The 23,605-nt window shown below is 74.3% G+C and carries 18 protein-coding genes, 1 tRNA gene and 1 riboswitch; of the genes, 7 read left to right on the forward strand and 12 right to left on the reverse strand.

Annotation, left to right across the window (positions count from 1 at the left end; genetic code table 11):
- Positions 1–107 precede the first annotated feature (107 nt).
- The 3 genes from ACWDBB_RS06675 to ACWDBB_RS06685 all read right to left on the reverse strand — a co-directional run bounded on the left by ACWDBB_RS06675 (position 108) and on the right by ACWDBB_RS06685 (position 4,049).
- Entirely contained in the window at positions 108–1,769 is a 1,662-nt protein-coding gene (locus ACWDBB_RS06675) for a long-chain fatty acid--CoA ligase (RefSeq protein ID WP_449788514.1), read from the reverse strand.
- Between the two features lie 171 nt (positions 1,770–1,940).
- Entirely contained in the window at positions 1,941–3,134 is a 1,194-nt protein-coding gene (locus tag ACWDBB_RS06680; protein ID WP_449788515.1) for a hypothetical protein, read from the reverse strand.
- Between the two features lie 45 nt (positions 3,135–3,179).
- Complete coding sequence (locus ACWDBB_RS06685) at positions 3,180–4,049, reverse strand: DUF1906 domain-containing protein (protein WP_449788516.1); 870 nt, start codon at positions 4,047–4,049, stop codon at positions 3,180–3,182.
- Positions 4,050–4,201: 152 nt separating this feature from the next.
- Between ACWDBB_RS06685 and ACWDBB_RS06690 the strand changes: the two genes are divergently transcribed.
- On the forward strand, positions 4,202–5,269 hold the full coding sequence (locus tag ACWDBB_RS06690) for an EamA family transporter (RefSeq protein WP_449788517.1): 1,068 nt from the start codon (positions 4,202–4,204) through the stop codon (positions 5,267–5,269).
- Positions 5,270–5,318: 49 nt separating this feature from the next.
- On the opposite strand, the gene ACWDBB_RS06695 is transcribed toward ACWDBB_RS06690, so the two are convergent.
- From ACWDBB_RS06695 to ACWDBB_RS06725, 7 genes are all read right to left on the reverse strand, one after another.
- Entirely contained in the window at positions 5,319–6,116 is a 798-nt protein-coding gene (locus ACWDBB_RS06695; RefSeq protein ID WP_449788518.1) for a pyridoxine/pyridoxamine 5'-phosphate oxidase, read from the reverse strand.
- 489 nt (positions 6,117–6,605) lie between these two features.
- Entirely contained in the window at positions 6,606–6,797 is a 192-nt protein-coding gene (locus ACWDBB_RS06700) for a hypothetical protein (RefSeq protein ID WP_449788519.1), read from the reverse strand.
- 460 nt (positions 6,798–7,257) lie between these two features.
- Positions 7,258–8,622 (reverse strand): FAD-binding oxidoreductase, encoded by a 1,365-nt coding sequence (locus ACWDBB_RS06705; protein ID WP_449788520.1) that lies wholly within the window; start codon positions 8,620–8,622, stop codon positions 7,258–7,260.
- A 173-nt stretch (positions 8,623–8,795) separates the two neighbouring features.
- A complete protein-coding gene (locus ACWDBB_RS06710; protein ID WP_449788521.1) occupies positions 8,796–10,004 on the reverse strand; it encodes an MFS transporter in 1,209 nt (402 codons plus the stop codon).
- Between the two features lie 75 nt (positions 10,005–10,079).
- Positions 10,080–10,907: a MerR family transcriptional regulator gene (locus ACWDBB_RS06715; protein WP_449788522.1), complete on the reverse strand. Its 828-nt coding sequence runs from the start codon at positions 10,905–10,907 to the stop codon at positions 10,080–10,082.
- Positions 10,908–11,033: 126 nt separating this feature from the next.
- Positions 11,034–11,124, reverse strand: a tRNA-Ser gene (locus ACWDBB_RS06720).
- Between the two features lie 64 nt (positions 11,125–11,188).
- Positions 11,189–12,979, reverse strand: a complete 1,791-nt coding sequence (locus ACWDBB_RS06725) for a trypsin-like peptidase domain-containing protein (RefSeq protein WP_449788523.1) — start codon at positions 12,977–12,979, stop codon at positions 11,189–11,191.
- A gap of 220 nt (positions 12,980–13,199) precedes the next feature.
- Positions 13,200–13,344, forward strand: a riboswitch (TPP riboswitch).
- Here ACWDBB_RS06725 and ACWDBB_RS06730 point away from each other — a divergent pair.
- The 4 genes from ACWDBB_RS06730 (at position 13,337) to ACWDBB_RS06745 (ending at position 17,717) form a co-directional block, all read left to right on the forward strand.
- Entirely contained in the window at positions 13,337–14,755 is a 1,419-nt protein-coding gene (locus ACWDBB_RS06730; protein WP_449788524.1) for a purine-cytosine permease family protein, read from the forward strand. It overlaps the preceding riboswitch by 8 nt.
- A gap of 157 nt (positions 14,756–14,912) precedes the next feature.
- Positions 14,913–15,737, forward strand: coding sequence for a glycerophosphodiester phosphodiesterase (locus tag ACWDBB_RS06735; RefSeq protein ID WP_449788525.1), 825 nt, complete (start codon positions 14,913–14,915; stop codon positions 15,735–15,737).
- Between the two features lie 351 nt (positions 15,738–16,088).
- On the forward strand, positions 16,089–16,664 hold the full coding sequence (locus tag ACWDBB_RS06740; protein WP_449788535.1) for an ATP-binding protein: 576 nt from the start codon (positions 16,089–16,091) through the stop codon (positions 16,662–16,664).
- A 69-nt stretch (positions 16,665–16,733) separates the two neighbouring features.
- Positions 16,734–17,717 carry a DUF5926 family protein gene (locus ACWDBB_RS06745; protein WP_449788526.1) on the forward strand — a complete coding sequence of 328 codons (984 nt, stop codon included), beginning with the start codon at positions 16,734–16,736 and terminating at the stop codon, positions 17,715–17,717.
- 232 nt (positions 17,718–17,949) lie between these two features.
- On the opposite strand, the gene ACWDBB_RS06750 is transcribed toward ACWDBB_RS06745, so the two are convergent.
- A complete protein-coding gene (locus ACWDBB_RS06750; RefSeq protein WP_449788527.1) occupies positions 17,950–18,612 on the reverse strand; it encodes a bifunctional DNA primase/polymerase in 663 nt (220 codons plus the stop codon).
- 612 nt (positions 18,613–19,224) lie between these two features.
- On the opposite strand from ACWDBB_RS06750, the gene ACWDBB_RS06755 reads away from it, so the two are divergent.
- Positions 19,225–20,676: a PP2C family protein-serine/threonine phosphatase gene (locus ACWDBB_RS06755; RefSeq protein WP_449788528.1), complete on the forward strand. Its 1,452-nt coding sequence runs from the start codon at positions 19,225–19,227 to the stop codon at positions 20,674–20,676.
- A 157-nt stretch (positions 20,677–20,833) separates the two neighbouring features.
- Entirely contained in the window at positions 20,834–22,333 is a 1,500-nt protein-coding gene (locus ACWDBB_RS06760) for an aminopeptidase P family protein (protein ID WP_449788529.1), read from the forward strand.
- A 76-nt stretch (positions 22,334–22,409) separates the two neighbouring features.
- On the opposite strand, the gene ACWDBB_RS06765 is transcribed toward ACWDBB_RS06760, so the two are convergent.
- A partial coding sequence (locus ACWDBB_RS06765; protein ID WP_449788530.1) for a hypothetical protein occupies positions 22,410–23,605 on the reverse strand: 1,196 nt, incomplete at its 5' end.

Here is a 23,605-nt window from a genome sequence, read left to right on the forward strand (position 1 = left end):
CTCCTCGGCACGGGGAAGGGCCGGCCGCCCCCGTTCGGTACGGGGGCGGCCGGCCCTTCCACCGGGAGCTCCGCGCCGATCGTCACCGGGCGGTCACTCCTCGCCGGTCACTCCTTGCCGAGCACCGTGACGTCCAGCTCCTCGGCCGCGTAGCCGGCCCGGATCACCTTCTTGTCGAACTTGCCGACCGAGGTCTTCGGCACCGACTCCACGATCGACCAGCGCTCCGGCAGCTGCCAGGAGGCGATCCGCTCGCCCAGGAAGGCCCGCAGCTCCTTCAGCCCGACGGTCGCGCCCGGGCGCAGCACCACGGTGGCCAGCGGGCGCTCGCCCCACTTCTCGTCCGGGACGGCGACCACGGCGGCCTCGGCCACGTCGGGGTGGGCCATCAGGGCGTTCTCCAACTCGACGGACGAGATCCACTCGCCGCCGGACTTGATGACGTCCTTGGCCCGGTCGGTGAGGGTCAGGTAGCCGTCGGCGGTGATGGTGCCGACGTCGCCGGTGCGCAGCCAGCCGTCCTCGGAGAACTTGTCCTCCGGGCGGACCGGGTCCTGGCCGGCGCCGCCGTAGTACGCCCCGGCGATCCACGGGCCGCGCACCTCCAACTCTCCCGCCGAGACGCCGTCGTGCGGCATCCGCTCGCCTCCCGGACCGATCAGCCGGGCCTCGACGGAGGCCGGGAAGATGCCCTGGGTGACCCGGTACGGCCACTCCTCCTCGGGGGTGAGGCCGCCCGGCGGCTGGGCGAAGCAGCCGAGCGGGGAGGTCTCGGTCATGCCCCAGGCGTGCAGCACCCGGATGCCGTGCCGCTCCTCGTAGGCCTTCATCAGGGAGGGCGGGCAGGCGCTGCCGCCGATGACCACCATGCGCAGGCTGGAGGTGTCGTAGTCGCCCGCGTCGAGCTCGTCCAGCAGGCCGGCCCAGATGGTGGGGACGGCGGCGCTGACGGTCGGGCGGACGGCGGCGATCATCTCGGCCATCGGCTTGGGCTGGAGGAAACGATCCGGCATGAGCAGGTTGGCGCCGGACATGAAGGCCGCGTGCGGGATGCCCCAGGCCTGGACGTGGAACATCGGCACCACCGGCAGCGCGGTGTCGCGCGGGGTGAAGGCGAAGTTGTCACCGGTGTTGACCTGGAGGCAGTGCAGGTAGACCGAGCGGTGGCTGTAGAGCACGCCCTTCGGGTCCCCGGTGGTGCCGGAGGTGTAGCAGAGCACCGCGGCCTGCCGCTCGTCGATGTCGTGCTGCCACGGGTACTCGGTGGGGCGGCCGGCGATCAGCTCCTCGTAGTCGTGCACGCCGCCCGCGAAGCCGGCCAGCACCGAGCGGTCGCCGGGGCCGCTCACCACGATGTGCTTGAGGGTCGGTGCGAGGTCCTGGAGGACGGCGGCGAGCAGCGGCAGGACGGTGCCGTTGACGACGATCACGCGGTCGGCGGCGTGGTTGACGATGAACGACAGCTGCTGGGAGGGCAGTCGCAGGTTCAGCGTGTGCAGCACGGACCCCATCGCGGGGACGGCGAGGTACGCCTCCAGGTGCTCGGCGTTGTTCCACATCAGGGTGGCGACCCGGTCGTCGGCGGTCACCCCCAGCTCGTCGCGCAGCGCCCAGGCGAGCTGCGCGGCGCGGGCGCCCACCTCGGCGTAGCTGCGGACGACCGGCCCGGTGCCGTCCCAGGTGGTCACGGTCGAGCGGCCGTGGATGGTGGCCCCGTGCTCCAGGATCCGGGCGACGGTGAGCGGAACGTCCTGCATCGTGCTGAACACGGGTCCTCCTTGACCTGGCGGCACTGGCGGCAGCGCCTGCGGCACCTACCGGGCGGTAATGCGCGCGGACGTGCCCGATTGTGCCGCCCCCACCCCCCGCTGTCAGTATCCCGACCCCGTTGCACGGATCACGGATTCGTCCCGGTTCCGCCCCGGCCCCTCTCGGGTGGGTCAGGGGAGGGTGGGGCGGGTGAGGCGGAGGGAGTTGGCGGGGTCGGGGGCGTAGGCGGGGTCGAGGGTCCAGCCCTGTTCGGCGGCGAGGCACAGGGCCCGGTGGGCGCCGGCGCCGCGGTAGGTGGCGCGCTTGAGGTGGACGCGGTCCACTCGGGGGCCGTCGGGGGTGCGGGCGGCGGTGCTGATGCGCTTGGTGTCGCGGTCGAGGATGCGGCGGATGTGGCGGTCCCAGGCGGCGGGGCTGTTGGTGAACTCGGCGCGGAAGGCGCGCGGGCCGACGGTCCAGCGGGCGCCCCAGCGGTCCCAGTAGTCGGGCTCGGGGCGGCTCACCCAGCAGGTGAGCAGGCCGTACACCGGGACGTAGACGATCTGGAGCAGGAGGACGAACGGCAGCAGCGGCGCGAAGCGGACCGGCTGCGGGCCCCACGGGGTGCCGGGGGCGGCGGGCGGGTCCTGCGGGGTGGGGGCGTTCGGGACGGCCGGGGCGGGGAAGTGGCGGGCGAGCCGGACGTGCCCGGCGTCGGTCCCGGCCGTCACGCCGTGCCAGCCGTGCCGCTCGGCGAGCCGCACCACGCCGGCCGCGCCGAGGCCGCGGTAGAGCCGCAGCGCGAGCCCGACCCGCACGACCCGGCCGAGGTCCGCCTGCACCTCGCCGTCGCCGGCCGCGTACGCCGCCTCTGCGGCGGCGATCCGGCGCGCCAGGATCGGGGCGACGTAGCGCTCCCAGTCCTCCGGGCGGCCGGTGAGCTCGGCCCGCAGCCGGCGCGGCGGGAGGAAGCTGCGGTTGACCTTCAGCCAGCCGTCGGAGCTGGGGCCGGCCCCGCCGCCGACGTTGTCGGCGAAGATCAGGAGGACGAAGAGGAGCACCAGGCCGAGGATCCAGAGCGGTGCGTAGATCCACTGGAGGAGGAACTGGGTCAGCACCGCCGCGCGGCCGCGGCGCGGCGCGGGGCCGGGGAAGCCGCCGGGAAGCCCGCTCGCGGGCCTCGGCGGGGCGGACCCGTGCGGCTGCTGGGGCGGGTACGGCTGCGACGGCGGCACCGGCTGCGCGTACGGGTTCTGCGGGGGCGGGTTCTGCGGGGACGGGCTCTGCACGTACGGGTTCTGCCGGTACGACGCCTGCCCGTACGGGTACTGCGGCGGCGGCGCGCCGTGTCCGCCGGTGCCGCCGTACCCCTGGCCGTTCGTCATGCCGTTCCCCCCGTGCTCGATCGGGGGCCACCCTATCCGCGGGTCTCAGAGGGCGGTCGGGCCGTCCACGTGGTTGCGGTCGACGGTGAGGGTGGCGCCGCCGAAGGTCTCCTCGACGTTGCCGTTGTACTGGTGGACGCGCTGGTGGGAGCTCCAGAGGTCGGGGGCGATGCCGCCGGAGCCGTCGGTGTCGGCCTTGCCGTCCCACCGGGCGTACCAGAGCGCGTCGGGCAGCGGGGAGCTGCCGGCCCGGGCGGCGGCGGCGAGGTCCGCGATGCCGGAGTCGAGGCTGGAGTAGAAGCCGGATCCGTAGCCGGCGGCGTGCAGGCCGGCGGTCCAGCCGAGGGTGAAGTCGACCACCGCCTGGCCGCAGACCGGGTCGCGCGGCGGGTAGGCCTCGATGTCCAGGTAGACCGGGCTGCCCGGGGCGAGCCCGAGCGCGCGCAGCGCCAGAACGGCCTCGCCCGCCTCCTCCTGGCCCTGCTCGACGGCGTTCACCGGGTCGATCCGCTTGGGCTTGTGGCCCGGGTCTGCGCACGGCGCCTGCAGCCCGACGTGCACCGGCAGGAACCGCCAGCCCATCGTCCGCGCCTGGCGCACCCACTCGGCGGTGAGCCGGGGCTGGGTGCAGCCGCGCTGGGAGCCGCTGGTGTAGATGCCGAGCGCCCCGTAGGGGGAGGCGTCGCGCCAGGCCTTCAGGGTGTCGAGCGGTGGTGCGGTGCAGGCGTCGAAGGCGGGGCCGCTCCAGGTGTCGCGGATCCGGGGCGGGCCGGACCGGTCGGCCAGTGTGACGGCCCGGCCGCGGGGAGCGGCGGCGGTCCGGGCGGCGGCTTCGGCGTTCACGCCCGTCCCGTCGGTGGCCAGCAGGAGCACGAGGGCGGCGGCGAGGAGGGCGGCGGGGCGGAGATGGCGCACCCCGCCTTGTTACTGACGGTCCGTCGGACGGCTGCGGCAACCACGCCGCGGCACCCTCGGGAGTCCACCCTTTCGGACGCACCCGTCCGGATCCGTCCCGATTTTTGTAACGAGCTTGCCCGTTCATCACTCCTTACGGCAAACTCACAAGCATGCCCACCTCCCATACCAGCGAAACCCACACCGCCTCGTCGTCGGCCGCCGCCGTCGCCGAGGCCCTTGCCATGCCGCCCGCCCCCAAGGGCGAGCCTGCCGGCGAGCGGGGAAGCTGGCGACGAGGTGGGGCGTCCGGACCCGCGGCGCCACCCGGAACCCACACCGGCCGATCCCCCGGCCGGTTCGGCAAGGTCCTGCGGCGCCCGGAGCGGATCCCGGCGCCGCTTCTCTGTCTGGCCGCGATGTTCCTGGTGCAGACCGGCATCGCGCTGTCCAAGCCGCTGTTCGGCCCGCTCGGGGTCAGCGGCACGACCTTCCTGCGGCTCGGCTTCGCCGCCGTCATCCTGCTCGCCGTGACCCGGCCGAAGCTGCGCGACAAGCGCCCGCGCGACCTCGCCGCGGCCGCGCTGCTCGGCATGGCCTCGGCCGGGATGACCTTCCTGTTCGCCGGGGCCATCGACCGGCTGCCGATGGGCACCGCCGCGACCATCGAGTTCCTCGGCCCGCTCGCGGTCGCCCTGGTCTTCGCCCGGCGCGCCAGCCACCTGCTCTGGGCGCTGCTCGCGGCCGCGGGCGTGGTGCTGCTGACCCTGCTCGGCGAGGGTGACGGCGGCGGGTCGCTCGACCCGGTCGGCCTGCTGTACGCCTTCGGGGCGGCCGCCTGCTACTCCCTGTACATCCTGTTCACCGACAAGGTCGGCGCGACCTTCCAGGGGTTCCAGGGCCTCGCGGTGTCGATGACGGTCGGCGCGCTCACGCTGGCGCCGTTCGGGCTCGGCCAGGCCTGGCACGGGCTGACGGCCCCCGGGGCCTCGGCTCCGGCGCTGCTCGCCGCCGTGGCCGGGGTGTCGCTGCTGCTGCCGGTGATCCCGTACGCGCTGGAGATGACCGCGCTGCGACGGATGCCGCAGCGGGTGTTCAGCGTGCTGGTCAGCCTGGAGCCGGCGGTCAGCGCACTGGTCGGGCTGGTGGTGCTGGGCCAGCTGCTGGGCGCGCCGCAGCTGGCCGGGATCGGCTGCGTGGTCGCGGCCAGCGTGGGCGCGACGCTGACCGGGCGGCGGTAGCCCCGCGGGTGCCTGCGGAGGCCGTAGTCCGCGCAGGGCCGTGCGCGGACTACGGCCAGAGCAGGGTGCGCGACCACTCCGCGGAGCTGACCGGGCCGATGCGGGTGTAGCGCAGCCGGACGTGGCGGCGCTGGCTGTCGCCCTGCCAGAACTCCACCTCTTGCGCCCACAGGGTGTAGACCGCGTGGCCGGGCGCCACCGCGTCCGGGTGCGCCTCCAGTCGGCGACGGGCGACCGCCACCGCCTCGTCGTACTCGTCGAGAGAGCCCAGCGGCTCGCTCTGCCGCCCGACCAGCGAGACGACCCGGGCAGCGGGCGAGCGGGTGGCGAACTCGGCGGCGGCGACCAGGTCGGCGGCCCGCTCGACGGTGCCGCGCACCCGGACCTGGCGGCCCAGCTGCGGCCAGTAGACGGTCAGCGCGGCGGCCGGGTGGGCGGCGAGCTGGCGGCCCTTGACGCTGTCGGCGTCCGCGGAGAAGTTCCAGCCGGTGCCGGCCGCGTCGACGTCGCGCAGCACCAGCACCCGGGCGTCCGGCATGCCGTCGGCGTCGACGGTCGAGAGGGTGAAGGCCTGCGGGTCCAGCACACCGGCGTGCAGCGCGGTTTCGAGCCAGTCCACGAACAGCGGGCCCGGCTCGGCGGGGGCGGCCTCGTGGTCGAAGGACGGCAGCGGGCGGGCCATCGGCGGGCGGCCGAGCAGCAGTTCGGGGACGGACCTGGGGGCGGACCGGTGCTCGTGGACCGGCTCGGCCGACGGCTCCGGGCGCGCCTCCGCGGGGTCCGCCCCGGGCTCCGCCGCGGGCCTGGCCCCGTCCGGGCCGGTCAGGCCCTCCTCCTCCGCCGCCATCGCGCGCCCTTCCTTCCGATTGCCGCGGTCGCCACCCCGGCCGGGCCGGGCCTTCCGGGCCGGGCACGTGGGTGCGCTGTCGGAGCGCAACCGTACCGCCGTAGACCGACGGCTCCGGGCGCGGGCCCTCGATGAATGGATCTGGGCCGGTCAGCGGGGTGTTCCGGGGCCCTTCACGGGTGCCCGGGCGGGGGGATCCGGGGGCGGACGCACCGGCGCCGGACACGCTCGTGGGCGGTGCCGATGGCGGCACCGCCCACGAGACCGGTTTCGCGGTGACCCTTTCCGCGGGCCGGTCGAATGCGCTGTTCCCTCTGGTGTGAAGCGTCGGCTCCTCGGTGTCAGTGAAGCGCTGGCTCTCGGTGTCCGTTCCGGCCGTTCCGATCCGGTCCTGGCCCGTTCGCGGCTGCTCAGCTCACCCGCGTACGCCCACGTCAGGCGCCCCCGCCTTCCGTGGTGCCCGGTGCCGTCACTCGGCCGTGCGGTCGGTCAGTTGAAGGTCGGGGCGACGACGACGGTGACGTCCTGGTTGCCCTGACCGCCCTGCACGGTGCCCGCGTTGTCCTTCACGGCGACGGTGTCGTCCTGGTTCGAGGCACCGGCACCGGCCGGCAGCAGGCCGGCCGCGAGTGGCCCGGCCAGGAGCAGCCCGGTTTTTCGACGGGTGTGGACGCGTGCCATGGGTGCCTCCGGGAATCCGTTCATCGGGCAGTGGTCGATCAAGGTGTGCAAGGTTCGTCAGCGAGACGAACACCTGCGAACTGCGGCGCCGGAAGACAGACTTCCGCAACAAATCGACAAAGCGCTAGCTCATGGGGAAGATTTCGCCCGTTCGCGTGATATCAGTGCGACCGCGCATAACGGCCCGGAAAGCGGTCCAGGCGGCGACACACCCCGCCCGAGCTGGGAACTTCGCCCGGACGGCCGTCGACCGAGACGCCCGGGAGGGCGGCGCAAGGCCGTCACGCGGCCCGCCGAGCGCACCACCCCGGCGCATGCGAACCATGAGCGCGCCCCTGAAAAGTTCGGTCACCCTCCCGTGTCGACTTTTCCGACAATTCGCAGACCGTCGGAAAGTCGCACTTCGGCAGCGGGAAGGTGGGCGCAGAGGGCTCGCCCAGATGAGATGTATCGATGGAAATCAGATCATCTTGCCGGGGTTCAGGATTCCCAGCGGATCGAAGACCGACTTCAGCTGCCGCTGCAGGTCCAGCGCCACCGGGCCCAGCTCACGCGCCAGCCAGTCCCGCTTCAGCAGCCCCACCCCGTGCTCCCCCGTGATCGTGCCGCCCAGCTCCAGCCCGAGTGCCATGATCTCGTCGAAGGAGCGCTGGGCGCGGGCCGCCTGATCCTCGTCCGAGGCGTCGAAGATGACGATCGGGTGGGTGTTGCCGTCCCCGGCGTGACTGACCACGCCGATGGTCAGTCCGTGCCGCTCGGCGATCACCGCGACGCCGTCCAGCAGCTCCGCCAGCCGGGAGCGCGGCACGGCCACGTCGTCGATCATCGTGGTGCCCAGCCGGTCCAGCGCGGGCAGCGCCATCCGCCGGGCGGCCAGCAGCAGGTCGGACTCCGCCCGGTCCTCGGCCGGCACCACCTCGGTCGCCCCGGCCTCCCGGCACAGCCGCGCGACCCGGGCCAGCTCCGCCACCCGGTCCGGCCCGTCGAAGGCCACCAGCAGCAGCGCCTGGGTGGACTCCGGCAGGCCCATCCGCCCCAACTCGTTGACGGCCCGCACCGAGACCGCGTCCATCAGCTCCATCAGCGACGGGGTCAGACCGCGCGCCATCACCTCGCAGACCGCCGCCCCGGCCGTCTGCGCGCTCGGGAACTCCGCCGCCAGCGCCAGCTGGGGAGCCGGCGCCGGCCGCAGCGCCAGCACCGCCCGGACCACCACCCCGAGCGTCCCCTCCGAACCGACGAACAGCCTGGTCAGGTCGTACCCGGCCACGCCCTTCGCGGTCCGGCGACCGGTGGACAGCAGCCGCCCGTCCGCCAGCACCACGTCCAGCCCGAGCACGTACTCGCTGGTGACGCCGTACTTCACGCAGCAGAGCCCGCCCGCACCGGTACCGATGTTGCCGCCGATCGTGCAGGACTCCCAGCTGGACGGGTCCGGCGGATACGAGAGGCCCAACTCCTCGACGGCCCCGGATAGTTCGGCGTTCACCACGCCGGGCTCGACCACCGCGATCCGGTTCACCGGGTCGATCTCCAGGATCCGGTTCAGCTTCACCAGCGACAGCACGACGCAGCCGTCCACCGCGTTCGCCGCCCCCGACAGCCCGGTCCGGGCGCCCTGGGGCACCACGGGGACGCGCAGCTCGGTCGCGGTGCGCATGACGTGCTGCACCTGCTCGACCGTCTCCGGGAACACCACCACCGCGGGCTGCCCGGCCGCGCAGAAGCCCGCCATGTCGTGGCGGTAGGCGGCGGTCACGTCCGGGTCCACCACGACGGCCCCGTCCGGGAGGGCCTGCGCCAGTCGGTCCGTCAGATCACTCATCGCCGCCTCCACTCGCCGTCCGGCCGCCTCCACCTCCGCACTCTGCCCGGACGGCGGGGGCCGGGCAAGTGGGCCCTGAGACGGGCGGGGGGACGAGCGGCGAGACGGAAGGGAGCCGGACAGCGAGCGGGGAGGTGGAAGGGCGCCGGACTGCGGGCGGGCGGTCGGGTGGCTCAGGCCCGGCGGAGGGCCGGGGTGGCCAGGGCGGTGAGGCCCGCGGTGGCGGTGGCGAGGGCACAGAGCAGGGTGGGCAGGGTGGCGCCCGCCGCGTCCGCGAGCGGCCCCAGCAGGGCGTTCGCGAGCACCAGGGCCAGGCTCTGCACGAGCGTCAGCAGCGCCTGGACCCGCGAGAGGTGGCTGTGCGGCGCGCCGGTCAGCACCAGCGGTCCGAGGTGGCAGGCGAAGAGCCCCGAGCCGAGGCCCGCCACCGCACCGCCGGCCACCGCCACCGCCGGTTCCCCGGCCAGCGCCAGCAGCGCGGTCCCCATCGAGGCCGTACAGAGCCCGGCCGCCGCCCCCACACCGGCCCGGGGCAGCCCGCCCCGCCGAGCGACCAGGGCGGCCACCGCGAGCACCCCGGCCGCCTGCCCGGCGCTCACCAGTCCAGCCGTCCCGGCCGCCCAGCCGTGGGCACGGGCGAGCAGCGGGCCGAGCAGCGACACCACCGGCAGCAGCGCCCCGGCCGCCGCGCCGGTGAGCAGCAGCACGGCCCGCAGCAGCGGATCGGCCAGGGCGAGCCGGACTCCGGACGCCGCCTCGCGCAGCAGTCCCTCCCGCGGGCCGGACGGCCCCTCCTCCCCGGGGCGCACCCGCAGCAGGACCAGCAGCACGACCCCGAAGCTCGCCGCGTCCACCAGCGCCGCACCGGACAGCCCGCCGGCCGCGACCAGCAGGCCGCCCAGCGGTGCCCCGAGCAGGACGGCGCTCTGCCCGCCGGCCTGCCGCAGGGCGAGCGCCCGGGGCAGCCGGTCGGCGGGCACCAGGCGGCGCGGCATCGAGCCGCTCGCCGGGAGGTGGAAGGCGTCGACCGTCCCGATCACGGCCGCCGCCGCGACCAGCAGCCACAGCGGCGTGCCCCGGTCGGCCGCCACCAGCGCCAGCGCGCCCGTCGCGACCAGCATCACCGTGTCCCCGACGAGCATCACCCGGCGGGCGCCGAACCGGTCGGCGACCGCGCCGCCCAGCAGGACCAGCGCGGTGCGCGGCACCGTGATCGCGGTCAGGACCAGCCCGGCCGCGCCGCCGCCGTGCGCGGAGGCGGCCCAGCCGAGGGCGAAGTACAGCGCGGCGTCGCCCAGCAGTCCGGCCTGGACCCCGGCCAGCCAGAACAGGTACGGGCGGGGCAGCGCGACCGGGGCCGGTGCGCCGGTGGTGGTGGTCATGCCGGGCGACGCTAGGCCCCTCGACCAGGTCGAGGGCAAGCACGCGGGCACCGCCACCAGCGCACGACCGACGAACTACCGGCGGACCACCGGCTCCTGGAGCTCGGTGACCCACCCCGCCTGGTCCTCCGGGCACTCCAGGTACAGCTCCCGGGCGTAGCCGGCCGAGCGGTAGCCGTTCTGCTCGATGAAGCGGGCGAGTTCCTGGCTGCTGCCCAGCACCTCGTCCATCGAGCCGCGGTGCACGATGGTCGCCGCCTCCTCGATCGGCGGCAGGTCGAGCACCTCGAAGTCGTGCGTGCCCGGCCGCACCGACGAACCGACCGGGATGCCCACCAGGACCAGCACCGCGCCGTTGCCTTCCGGTGCGTCCTGGTAGCGGGCGACGGAAGGACCGGTCGCCTCGATCCCGGCCTCGGCCAGCCGCCCGCACAGCTCGCCGAACAGCGGCCCGATCACCGGCCCGATGTCCTCCGGCTCGTAACTCGCCGCCACACCGCTCAGTTGGGCCACCCGGACGGACGGCACCGACTTCACCACGACCTCGTGTGCGGACATGGTCCCCTCGCTCTCGATCGTCCGGAGCCTCGCCTCCACCCGGGCCAGCCGCAGCTCGTCGGCCGCGATCGCCTCGGCGAGCTGGGCCCGCCGCAACCGCAGCATCCCGCGCAGTTCGGCCGGGTCCACCCGCTCGTCCAGGACGGCCCGTACCTGCTGCAGCGTGAAGCCGAGCTCCTTGAGCGCGATCACCCGGTTGAGCCGGGCGAGTTGGGACGCCTCGTAGAAGCGGTACCCGCTGACCGGGTCCACCCGGGCGGGCCGCAGCAGTCCGATCGCGTCGTAGTGGCGCAGCATCCGTACCGACACCCGGCCGTGGCTGGCGAAGTCTCCGATGTTCAACATGGTGCGACCACTCCATCCCCTGCCACCGTGTCAGGGTCAACCCCGTTCGCCCACCACCCCCCGGGGAACGCGAAGGGCGGGTGCCGAACGATGTCGGCACCCGCCCTGAGCAGGTGGTTCTCCTATTGGCGGAGAGCGTGGGATTCGAACCCACGGTACGGGGTCACCGCACGACAGTTTTCAAGACTGTTCCCTTAGGCCGCTCGGGCAGCTCTCCAGGCGGAGGTCAGCCTAACGGGTCCGGAGGGGTTCGGTGCACACGTTTCCGCGCGGGCCGTGGGTTACTGGTCGCCCTCGCGCTGGCCGAGGGTGACCTTGGTGTTGAGGGTCTGGCCGTTGCGGGTGTACTCGACGTCGACGGTCTCGCCGGGCTTGTGCGTCCAGATCCGGCTGACCAGGGCGGGGCCGTTGTCGATCGGGACGCCGCCGAGCTTGGTGATGACGTCGCCCGGCTTGAGGCCGGCCTTGTCGGCCGCGCCGCCGGGGGTGACGGCGGGCTGGCCCTGGATGTCCTTGGTCTGGATCTGCGCGCCGTCGCCCTTGTAGTCGTCGTTGCGCAGCACGTCGAGCTTGGCGTAGACCGGCTTGCCGGTCTTGATCAGGGTGTCCGCGACCCACTTGGCCTGGTTGATCGGGATGGCGAAGCCCAGGCCGATGCTGCCGGCCCGGCCGTTGGCGGAGGCGTTGGACTGGATCGCCGAGTTGATGCCGATCACCGCGCCGCCGGAGTCCAGCAGCGGGCCGCCGGAGTTGCCGGGGTTGATCGAGGCGTCGGTCTGGAGGGCGTTCATGTACGAGGCCTGCGAGCCGGTGTCGTCGCCGGAGGCCACCGGGCGGTCCTTGGCGCTGATGATGCCGCTGGTGACGGTGGACTCCAGGCCGTACGGCGCGCCGATCGCGACAGTGGCGTCGCCGACGTTGACCTTGTCGGAGTCGGCCAGCGGCAGCGGGGCCAGCTTGCTCTTGGGCGGGTTGTCGATCTTGACCACGGCGACGTCGTAGCCCTCGGCGTGGCCCAGCACCGAGGCGCTGTAGGAGGTGCCGTCGGCGAACTTGACGGTCAGTTTGCCGCCGCTGAGGGTCGGCGCGACCACGTGGTTGTTGGTGAGGATGTGGCCCTCGGTGTCGAAGACGAAGCCGGTGCCGGTGCCCGACTCGCCGTTGCCCTGCGCCTTGATGGTGACGACGCTGGGCAGCGCCTTCTGCGCGATGGCGGCGATCGAGCCGGGGGCGGGCTCGTTCTTCTGGGTGTCGCTGGCCTGGACGGTGGTGCTGCGGTGGTCGTTCGCGGCGTTGCTGCTGTCGACGTGGTCGGCGACGGACACGCCGAGCGCGCCGCCGGCCAGGCCGGCGACCACCGCGACGGCCGCGATCAGGGCGACCAGGCCGCCGCGCTTCTTGCGCGGGCCGCCGTGGCCGCCGGGACCACCGGGGTAGTCCGCAGGGTAGCCGAGCGGGCCGGCCGGGCCTCCGGGGTAGCCGGCGCCGCCGGAGGTGGAGTCGTGGGTGGGGCCCCAGCCGCCGAGCGGCTGGCCGGCCCCGAAGGGGTGGTGGCCGTGCGCGGCGGGGGCGGCGGCCGGAGCGGCGCCGAAGCCCTCGTGCGCGCCGGCGGCGGGGACGCCGTGGGTCGGGGTGGCGTACGGGTTGCCGGCCGGCGGCAGGGCCGGGGCGGCGGGCGCGGCGGCGACCGGGGACGGCGGGGCGGGCGGCAGGACCGGCGGCGGCGCGTCGATGTAGCCGGTGGCCGGGTCGACGGCCGGCTCCTCCGCGACGGGCGCGGCGGGGGACTCCGGCGCCGGCACCTTGGTGAAGGCGACGGTGGGCTTGTGCCCACCCTCGGCCGGGACCCCCTCGGCCGGGACGCCCTCGGCCGGAACGGCGTCCACGGGCGGCGCCGCCTCGACGGCAGCGGTATCGGCGGCACCCGCCTCCGGCCCCGGCACCCGCCGGAAGGCCATGGTCGGCTGGTGCCCGCCCTGAGCGGGGCCTTCGGGAGCGGTCTCGGCCGCCCCCTGGCCGGCGGGCTGCTCCCCCTGCGGCCCGGCGGGCCCAACCTCGCGCTCGGTGCTCACGGACGACCTCCATAGCTGGCAGAACCAAGGACCATAGTTTTTCGCACTGCCGATTCGATTGCCGTAAGGACCCCTCTGAAGAACTCATAAGAATCCTTAGCCGGCACCGACGCCGGCACCGACGGCCGAGGCTCCCCTCCCCCCGCCGGGCGTCCCGCGATGCGGACCGTACGCCCTCGGCCTTGGGTGTCGGCCCCCGCGCCGGTTAGCCTGTCGCTCACAACTGACACGCGGGAGCTTGGACCCACCAGGCTGAGAGTGCGCATGTCGACCGTACGCCACGCGAGTGACGGACGTTCGAGGGGGCGCTGACCGCCGGAACCTGTCCGGGTAATGCCGGCGTAGGGAGTATCGGCCATGCCGCCTGCTTCGCCATCCTCTTCTTCGGGTGCGCCCGAGTCCAAGGGTTTCTCCGGGTCCACGCCCACGGCCGTCCTGGACCGCCCCCAGCGGGCCGATCACGTCGAGGCGCCCCTGGTGCTCGACACCGAGCCGCCGCGCACGCTGCGCTTCCGGGACCACTTCGCGCTCTGGATGAACCTGGGCGTCAGCCTGATCGGCTTCTCCACGGCCGCCACCGTGCTCGGCGCCCCCGGCAGCGAGCTGTCGCTGGCCGCCGCGGTGACCGCGATCACCGTCGGTACGGTCGTCGGCACGGCGATGCTCGGCCTGGCCTCGCTGATCGGCGCCCGCACCGGCGCCCCCGCGATGGCGAACCTGCGCGGGCTGTTCGGCACCCGGCTGTCGTACCTGCCGACGGTGCTGAACATCGTGCAGTGCATCGGCTGGGGCGTGTTCGAGCTGCTGACCATCTCGGCGGGCGCCCAGACCGTCGCCCACACCACCGGCTACCGCTGGCTGTTCGTCCTGCTCGCCGGCGCGCTGACCACCGTGCTGACCATCTGGCCGCTGGGCTCGATCGCGGTGCTGCGCCGCTTCGTGGCCGGGGCGGTCGCGGTGGCGATGGTGTACTTCACCGTCCAGCTGGGCCGCCAGGGCGTACCGGACCCGGGCGCGGGGAACTGGCACGGCTTCCTGGGCGCCACCGACGCGATGATCGCGGTGTCGGTCTCCTTCGTGCCGCTGGCCGCCGACTACACCCGGCACTCGCGCACCCCGCGCTCGGCGTTCTGGGGCAGCTTCTCCGGCTACACGATCGCCCAGGTCTGGTGCTACGTGCTCGGCCTGATGGCGCTGCTGCAGTCGGGCGGCGACCCGAACCGGATCTTCGACTCCTTCCTCGGGGTCTGGGCCGGCTGGCTGTTCCTGCTGGTGCTGGTGCTGCGCGAGACGGACCAGTCCTTCGCCAACGTGTACTCGACCGCGATGTCGGTGCAGAACCTGCTGCCGAAGGTGGACCGCCGGGTGCTCTCCGGCGCGATCGGCGTGCTGATCACCGTGCTGGCGCTGCAGATCGACGAGTTCACCGACACCTACTACGGCTTCCTCGGCCTGATCGGCTCGGTGTTCGTGCCGCTGCTGGCGGTGCTCGTCGTGGACTACTTCCTCGGCGCCGGCCGGCGCGGCTGGAACCTCTCCGCCGACGCGCCGTCCCGCTGGCTGATGCTGCTGCCGTGGGCGCTGGGCTTCGCCGTCTACCAGTTCATCGCGCCGACCAAGGTGGCCGACTGGTGGACGGACTTCTGGACCTCCGCCCAGGAGGCGCTGCACTTCACCCCGCGGGAGTGGACCTCGGCCTCGCTGTTCGCCTTCCTGGTGCCGGCCCTGGTCACCTGGGCGCTCACCCCGATCGGCCGCCGCGCCGCCCGGCCCTGACCGGACCTGACCTGACCGAACCGGCGCGGCGGAACACGGCAGAACACGCCCGAGCGCGACTGAGCGCGACTGAGCACGCCTGAGCACGGCGAAGACGGCCCCACCGGTTGGGGCCGTCTTTGTCCGCGCTTCACTTCCGCCACCTATCGTTGGGCCTGTGACCAGCCCAGACCTGTCCTCGACGGCGGCGCGCACCGTGCCGACCGTCCAGGTGATCGCCCACCGCGGTTCCTCCCACGCCCTGCCCGAGCACACCCTCGCGGCCTACCGGCGCGCGCTCGACGAGGGCGCGGACGCGCTGGAGTGCGACGTCCGGGTCACCGCCGACGGCGCGCTGGTCTGCGTGCACGACCGCCGGATCGGCCGGGTCTCGAACGGCCGGGGCACCGTCTCGGCCATGACCCTCGCCGAGCTGGAGGCGTACGACTTCGGCGCCTGGAAGACCGGCCGCCCCAGCACCGACCCCGAGCTGCGCGGCGTGCTGCGGCTGGAGCGGCTGCTGGAGCTGGTGGTGGAGTGCGGCCGCCCGGTGGACCTGGCGATCGAGACCAAGCACCCGGTGCGCTTCCGCGGCCGGGTGGAGGCCGAGCTGCTGCGGACGCTGGAGCGGTTCAAGATCGGCGCGACCCGGGACGGCGGCCGCCCGTCCGCCCGGATCATGAGCTTCTCCTCGGTCGCGCTGGACCGGGTGGTCGCCGCCGCGCCGCAGTACCGGCGGGTCTTCCTGTTCGAGCGGACCCTGCCGCTGCTCGGCCGGCTGCGCGCGGGCTCGCCGCTACCGGGCGGGGCGCGGATCGCCGGCCCGGGCATCGAACTGGTGCGGGCCCGCCCGCAGCTGGTGACCCGGCTGCGGGAGCTGGGGCACGAGGTGCACGTGTGGACGGTGGACGAGCCGGCCGACGTCGAGCTCTGCCTGGAGCTCGGGGTGTCCGCGATCATCACCAACCGGCCCGCGGAGGTGCTGGCGCAGCTCGGCCACTGACGGCCGGATCATCGCCGGCCGATCGCCGGGCGGTCCCCCGGTGATCGCGCCGGTGACCGCCCCGGTGATCGCGCCGGTGACCGCCTGGTGATCCGCCGACGCACCGAGGACCGGCCGGGGCCATACCGTCAGATCCGATCACTTCTGGTCAGCAGTCAAACCTTCCTTGCGCGAAATTGCCGGAATTCTCGCATCCGGGCGACAGAGGGTGAGCGCGGAATGACCTGATGTCGACCGTCGGTCGCCGCGCTCGAAATGGGCGGGCGGGATCGTCCGGTGCTCGTTTCCGACGCATTACCAAGGGGCATCTCTCCCTCGGCATACGCTGAAGGAGGTCCGGGGGTGGCGTTGATGGTGGCGCGTGAAGTGCCGACTTCATCGACCATGGCAGTGCCGCACGGCCCAGCGAGTGTCGGGGTCGCACGGCGCCGACTGCGTCGAGATCTGGGTGACCGGCAGATACCGGAACCGGTCATCGATGATGCTGTTCTGATCCTTTCCGAGCTGTTGAGCAACGCCTGTCGGTACGCCCGTCCGCTCGGCCCGCTGCCGGCGCTGGGGCGCGGCTCCCGGGCCGAGGTGCTCGGGCAGGTCCTGGTCGGTGTCCCGTCCGGGCCGCACGCCGCGCCGGGCGGCCGGGAGTCCGCCGAGGGCTCGGACGAGCCGGACGGCGGGGTGCTGGTCCGCTGGCAGATGCACGCCGACGGGGTGCTCACCCTGGAGGTCACGGACGGCGGGGCGGCCACCCGGCCGCTGCCCGCGAGTCCCTCGCTGACCTCGCGCGGCGGCCGCGGCCTGAGCATCGTCGACCAGCTGGCGAGCGACTGGGGCGTGCGCGACGCCCCGGGCGAGGTCACGGTCTGGGCGGCGCTGCCCGCCCGGGCCCGGCACGCCCGGCGCACCGGAGGCGATGCCCGTAGCGCATGAGCCGGGCTCGGGGAATGTGTCGTTAGGCTTCCCGGGACACAGGACCACCGTTCCCGGGAGAGCCGCAGCATGGGCAAGAAGGCCGCCAAGAAGGCGCCGCAGCGCCAGTCCACCACCGCCGTCACGGGCGAGATCCCCGTGGTCGGGGCCCGCGAGGACTGCCCCTGCGGCTCGGGCCGCCGGTACAAGGCGTGCCACGGCCGCGAGGCCTCGCACGCGGTCCAGGAGCTGGTGCACCGCCCGTTCGAGGGCCTGCCCGGCGAGGCCGACTGGGTGGCGCTGCGCGAGCTGGTGCCCGCCGCCACGGTGCCGCTGACGCTGGCCGCCGGGGTGGCCGAGGGCGCGACCGGTGACGTCCCGTCGGTGACCCTCGCCACCGTGCTGCCGCTGGCCTGGCCGGCCCTGCGCCGCCAGGACGGCTCGATCCTGCTCGGCCTGCAGACCCAGTCCGCCTCCGGCGACCTCAGCCGCGATCTCGCGGACGCCCTGGAGCTGGCCCTGGCCACCGAGCCGGGCAGCCCGGTGCCGGCCCGCCGGACCGTCCCGGGCGGGCGCCGCCTGCAGGACCTGCTCGACACCACCGCCGCGTTCACGCCCACCGTGCACACCGGCTTCGAGTTCTGGCTGGAGGACGCCGAGGCCGCCACCGGCGAGGTCGCCGCCTCCCTGGAGCGCGCCAACGCCTCGGCCATCCCGACCGAGAAGCTCGCCGGCGTGGACTCCGCCTACTGGTGCGGCACCCCGGACAAGAACCACCTGCGCTGGGTGATGACCGTGCCCGAGGAGCAGCTGCTGGACGCGCTGGCCCGGCTGAACGCGGCCGACGAGGCCTCGCTCGGCCCGGACACCCGCCTGGTCGGCTCCTTCCGCGCGCACGGCCTGACCGTCCCGGTGTGGGACCTCCCGCTCGAGATGACCGCCGCCGACTGCGAGAAGCCGGCCGCCGAGTTCGCCGCGCGGCTCGCCTCCGTGCTCGCCGACGGGACCCCGCTGACCGCCGAGGAGCGGCGCGCCCGCGCGAACCTGGTGAACCGTCAGGTCACCCTGAACTAAAGCGCGCGGGATCCGCGTGATACGCGTCACATTGTCGTGGTGAACGCGCAATTTCCGGGCGTGGAGGGCGTCTTGGAAATTGGCGCGGGCGCGGATCCTTGTTACTGTCTAAAGAGTCCGGCCGCTGGTGCATCCCCCGTCGCCAGCGGTCGGATCTTTTGTTTTTCCGGAGCGCCCCATCGGAGCGCCCCCACGGATCACCCCGATGGAGCGCCCGCGCGGACCCCCGCCCTCAGTGGGCCGAGCGTCCGCGGTCCAGTCGGACCGTCGCCTCCACCAACTCCCCCAGCAGCGGCCCGACCTGCGGCAGCCGGACCCCGCCGCCCGCGCCCGGCCGCGGCGCCAGCACCCAGCGCACCCGCCCCCAGCCTCCGGCCGCGGGGACCCCCACCGCCGCGCCGCCGGGCGGCAGCGGCAGGAAGCCGCCCGGTCCGTGGTAGCGCAACGACCCCGGCACCCAAGGGAGTTGGGCGAGCATGTCGCCAAGCGCGTCCAGCGAGTACGGAGCCACCAGCAGCGCGTAGCGGCCCGGCATCGCCAGCACCGGTCCGAGCGGCAGGCGCAGCGCGCTCAGGTAGACCAGCGCCCGGGCTCCGGCCTCCGCGGGCAGGCTGACCGCCGAGACGGTGCGGCCGGTGGCGGCCAGCACCGGCGCGTCCGGGCACCGCCGCTCCCACCACCAGCGCACCATCCGGGCGTCCGTGGTGGCGGCCAGCAGCGAGGGGTCGTGCGGGTGGGCGCCGGGAACGGTGCAGTCCGGGTCGCCGCAGGAGCAGCGGCCGTCGCACAGCACGGTGCCCGGCACCACGGGCCAGCGGTGGTCGACGGCGGCCGCCAGGGCCGCGGCCAACCGGGCGGAACGCTCCTCCGACCGGCTCTTCGGGTTCTCACGCATGGCGCTCGTTCCTTTCCCTGACCGCTCGGTTCGCTCCGCTCCACCGGCGTCCGTCGGGTTCCTCCGTGCGGGCCGCCGGGGCGGGCCCCGGGCGGCGCGGGGCGGGGCGGGCGGCGGGGCGGACAACGCGGCTGCGACGTGGAGCGTGTGGAGCACGACATGAAGGGCCGCGCACCGGCACAGCCCTTGGAACGAGAATCCCGTACGCGACCGGATGGACGCCGCCCGGGCGCGCTTGGTTCCACCGTACGAGTGAGAGAGTTCCGGCCGGCCCGGCTCACGGGCGGCACGGACATACGATCCGGACGGCCGCCCGGGTCCGTCCTCCCGGTTCTGCCCGCTCGCGGCCCGCTCCATGCCTGCGGGCTCCACGGCGCGCGTACGGACCCCGCGCGCCCCCCGACCGGGTCGCGCTGGATGTGGAACGGGCCACCGCGTCGTCCTGGATCTGGACATGCCCCGAATGGCCTGTGTAGAAGTGGTGGCATTGCTGTCGATCAATGACGAGTAGTAGCGAATCGAGGCGAAACACGCCCTTTGGCCGTGCTCGCTCCACATTGGCCTTAGCTGGGGGTTTCGCATGGCACGTAGCACCGCGTCAGGAGTGGCGGCATGAACGAGTCCCACCCGTCGGCGGCCGTCCCGTCGACGACGACCGCCGAGCCGGGCGAACCCGGCTGCGCAGGCGGGCTCACCGTCCTCGACCTGCCGGACCTGCCCGGCCCCGTCGACGCCCCGGACGGCACGGCGGACGACCGCACGGCCCCGTCCGCCGTGGTGCAGGACCGTTTGGCCGGACGCCTGTCCGATTTCACCAGCCTGCACGAGCACACCGAGCGGCTGGCCCGTGCCCGCGGCCTGACCGCCACCCTGGACACCGTCCTCGCCTCCGGCGCCGCCCTGCTCGGCGCCCGGCGCGGCGTGCTGGTCACCAGGCGGCCCGGCGGCGGGCCGGGACAGCCGGTCGGCTTCAACCTCGACCGCGCCAGCCTCGGCGCCCTGGAGACCGTCCCGACCGAGCAGAGCCTGCTGGCCCGGCTGCTGCGCGAACTCGACCGGCCCGCCCACCTGCACTCCCGCGACCTCGCCGAGGACCCGGCCATCGGCGCCCGGCTGCGCGAACTCGCCGTCCACCTCGGCCTCGGCGGCGCCTACGGCCTGCCGCTCGCCACCGGCGAGGACGGCCCGCTCGCCGCCGCCCTCTGGTTCTACGACGAGCCCGCCGAACCGACCGGCTGCCAGCGGGAACTGGCCCGCCACTACTGCGAGATCGCCGCCCCGCTGCTCGCCAAGCAACTGGAGTCGGACCGGATCTCGCGCACCACCGAGGCGCTGCGCCGCGGACTGCTGCCGGACCGGCTCCCCCGGGCCGCCGGGCTGCGGCTGGCCGCCCGGCTGGTCCCCGCCGGGCTGGAGCTCTCCTGCGGCAGCGACTGGTACGACGCGATCCCGCTGCCCGACGGCACCATCGGCCTCACCGTCGGATCCGTCTCCGGCGACGGCCCCGGGGCCGGCCCCGGCTCCGCCCCCGGCGCGGCCGCCGCGATGGGCCGGGTCCGGGCCGCGCTGCGGGCGTACGCGGTGCTGGAGGGCGAGGACCCGGTCTCCGTCCTGGGGGATCTGGAACTGCTGCTCAAGACCACCGAGCCGACCCGCACCGCGACCGCCGTCTACGCCTGGGTCGAGCCCGAGGAGCGCCGGATCACCCTGGCCGGCGCCGGGCACTGCCCGCCGGTCCTGGTCGGCCGGCACGGCGCCGAGTTCGTCGAGACCTCGCTCTCCGCCCCGCTCGGCATGCTGACCTGCTGGGAGGCGCCCGGGGTGGAGTTCACCGCCGAGCGCGGCGACACCCTGCTGCTCTACACCGAGGGCCTGGCCCGCCGCTGCGGGCCGACCCTGCACGCCGGGCAGGCCAACCTGCGCCGGGCCGCCGCCGACGCCCCGCGCGACGTGCGGATCGACCCGGACCGGCTCTGCGCCCACCTGCTGGCGGTCTGCCCGGACCGGGAGACCCCGGGCACGGCCACCGACGACCTGATGCTGCTGGCGGCCCGCTTCGAGTAGGAGAGGAACAGCTCGGGCCCTGGGGTCCCCCCGGCCGAAGGCTGGGCGAGGACGGGCGGCCGGACGTCCGTACCATGGACGCACGGCCGCCCGCGCGTGTCGCGATCCGACACCTCCCCCGACGGGCGGCGGTACCACCCCCAAGGAGGCGTTGCACGTGACCGAGGACCGTACCCCCGCGGTGGCCGAGAACCCCGAGGCCGAGGGCGGCGAGGAGCCCGAGCAGTTCAAGGGCCGCAAGAACGGTCTCTACGGCGAGATCTCAGACGAGCTCGCCGCCTCGATGAAGTCCGGCTGGGCCGACACCGAGCTGCACGGCCTCGTCCCGGTCGCCCAGGCCCCGTACGCGGCCGAGCGCCGCGCCGCGCTGTCCGCCGCCTACCCCGGCGAGCGCCTGGTCGTCCCGGCGGGCAACCTGCGGGTGCGCTCCAACGACACCGACTACGCGTTCCGCGCCTCCAGCGAGTACGTCCACCTCACCGGCGACCAGACCGAGGACGCGGTGCTGGTCGGCGAGCCGACCGGAGCGACCGGCCACGAGTTCGCGCTCTACCTGCTGCCCCGCTCGAACCGCGAGAACGGCGAGTTCTGGCTGGACGGCCACGGCGAGCTGTGGGTCGGCCGCCGGCACAGCCTGAGCGAGCAGGAGCAGCTGCTCGGCCTGCCCGCCCGGGACGTGCGCCAGGCCGCCGAGGAGCTGGCCGCGAAGGCCGCGGACTCCGCCGTGCCGACCCGGATCGTCCGCGGCTACGACGCCGGCCTGGAGGCCGCGCTGGCCGACGCCCTGGACGCCGACAAGGACGCCGAGTTCAAGGAGTTCCTGAGCGGCCTGCGGCTGGTCAAGGACGAGTGGGAGATCGGCGAGCTGCGCGCCGCCTGCGACGCCACCGTCAAGGGCTTCACCGACGTGGTCCGCGAGCTGGGCCAGGCCGTCGCCACCTCGGAGCGCTGGATCGAGGGCACCTTCTGGCGCCGCGCCCGGGTCGAGGGCAACGACGTCGGCTACGGCACCATCGCCGCGGCCGGCCCGCACGCCACCACCCTGCACTGGGTGCGCAACGACGGCGACGTGCGCCCCGGCGAGCTGCTGCTGCTGGACGCGGGCGTGGAGACCAGCACCCTCTACACCGCCGACGTCACCCGCAGCCTGCCGATCAACGGCCGCTTCACCGAGCTGCAGCGCCGGATCTACGACGCCGTGTACGACGCCCAGGAGGCCGGCATCGCCGCGGTGAAGCCCGGCGCCCGCTTCCGCGACTTCCACGAGGCCTCGCAGCGCGTCCTCGCCGAGCGGCTGCTCGCCTGGGGTCTGCTGGACGCCTCGGTGTACGACGTCGAGAAGGTCCTGGAGCTCGGCCTCCAGCGCCGCTGGACCCTGCACGGCACCGGCCACATGCTCGGCCTGGACGTCCACGACTGCGCCCACTCGCGCCGCGAGGAGCACGTCGACGCGCTGCTGGTCCCGGGCATGGTACTGACCGTCGAGCCGGGCCTGTACTTCCAGCAGGACGACCTGACCGTGCCGGAGGAGTACCGCGGCATCGGCGTCCGGATCGAGGACGACATCCTGGTCACCGCCGACGGCAACGAGAACCTCTCGGCCGGCCTGCCCCGCAGCTCCGAGGACGTCGAGGCCTGGATGGCCTCGCTCGCCTGAGCCGCGCAGCGGTGAAGGGCCCGGCCTCCCGAGCAGTGGGAGGCCGGGCCCTTCGGCTTCAGGTGCGGGCCGGTTGTCAGGCCCGGTCGCCGAAGACGTCCCAGTAGGCGGACTGGTGGCCGTTCGACCGGGCACCCACCTGGACCTCCACGGGGTACTTCGGGGTCTCCTTCATGGTGATCCGGAAGGTGTACTCGAGCGTGTCACCCCACCGGTTGCTCTCCATCCCGGTCGGGAGGACCGCGGTCAGACCGTCGCAGTCCTGCTGCACCTCGACCGGCTTCCAGTCAGCGCCGACCCTCGCCTCCAGCGTGAAGTCGCCCACCGCCAGCCACGAGGCGCTCGACACACCCACCACGGGGCGCAGGTTCGCGGTGCCCCCCGCGGCGTTGGCCTCGAAGCCGAACTCGACGGGGGTCGTCCCGACCGTGAGGCCCGTCTTCGACACGCCGGTCACCTCTGGGCTGAGGTGGTCGACGACCGAGGCGTTCAGCACGGCCTTCGCGATGCCCTGGTAGTCCGTGGAGTTCGGCACGGGGGCGTCCGCCTCGATCCCGAGCCGGCCCGGGCGGTTGGCCGTGGACAGCCGCATCCGGTACTCGATGGTCCGGCTCTCGCCGGCGGCGAGCGTGAAGGCCCCGTCGCTGCGGTTCATCACGTAGTCCATCCCGGCGCCCTGGCTGAGGTGGTCCAGCTGCTTCCAGCCCGAGGCGTCCTTTCGCTCCAGGGTGCCGTCGGCGAGGCCCGACACCCGCGCGCAGGGGGCGCCCTCGTACTGCTGGGTCACCACCACCGGGGCCACGCTGCGGGTGCCGGTGGCGTCGTTGTTCTTCCAGGTGACGGAGAAGGTCACCAGGTCGTTCAGCTCGATCTGCGCGCCCTCGCTCAGGCCGCTGAAGGTGATCCCGATGCCGCTTCCGCCGGACTGGGCGGCGGGCTTCGGCGCGCTGGGCTTGGCGGCGGCGGGCTTGGCCTGGGCCTTCGTGGCCGGCTTGGCCGGGGCCTTCGCGGCGGGCTTGGCGGCGGGCTTGGCGGGCTCGGCGGCGGGGGCCTCCGCCGCCGGGGCCTCGGCCGTGGGCGTGGCGGCCGGCGCGGCGGCGGTGGGCGCGGCCGGGGCGGGGGTGGTCGGGACGGCACCCGCGCCGGGGGTGGCCGAGGAGCTGGCCGAGGGGGTGGCGGCGGAGGCGGCGACGGACGACCCGCCGTTGGTCGGGCCGCAGGCGGCGACACCGACGGCGGCGACGACGGCCAGCGGGACGATCTTCGCAATAC

Source organism: Kitasatospora sp. NPDC001095 (assembly GCF_053598615.1).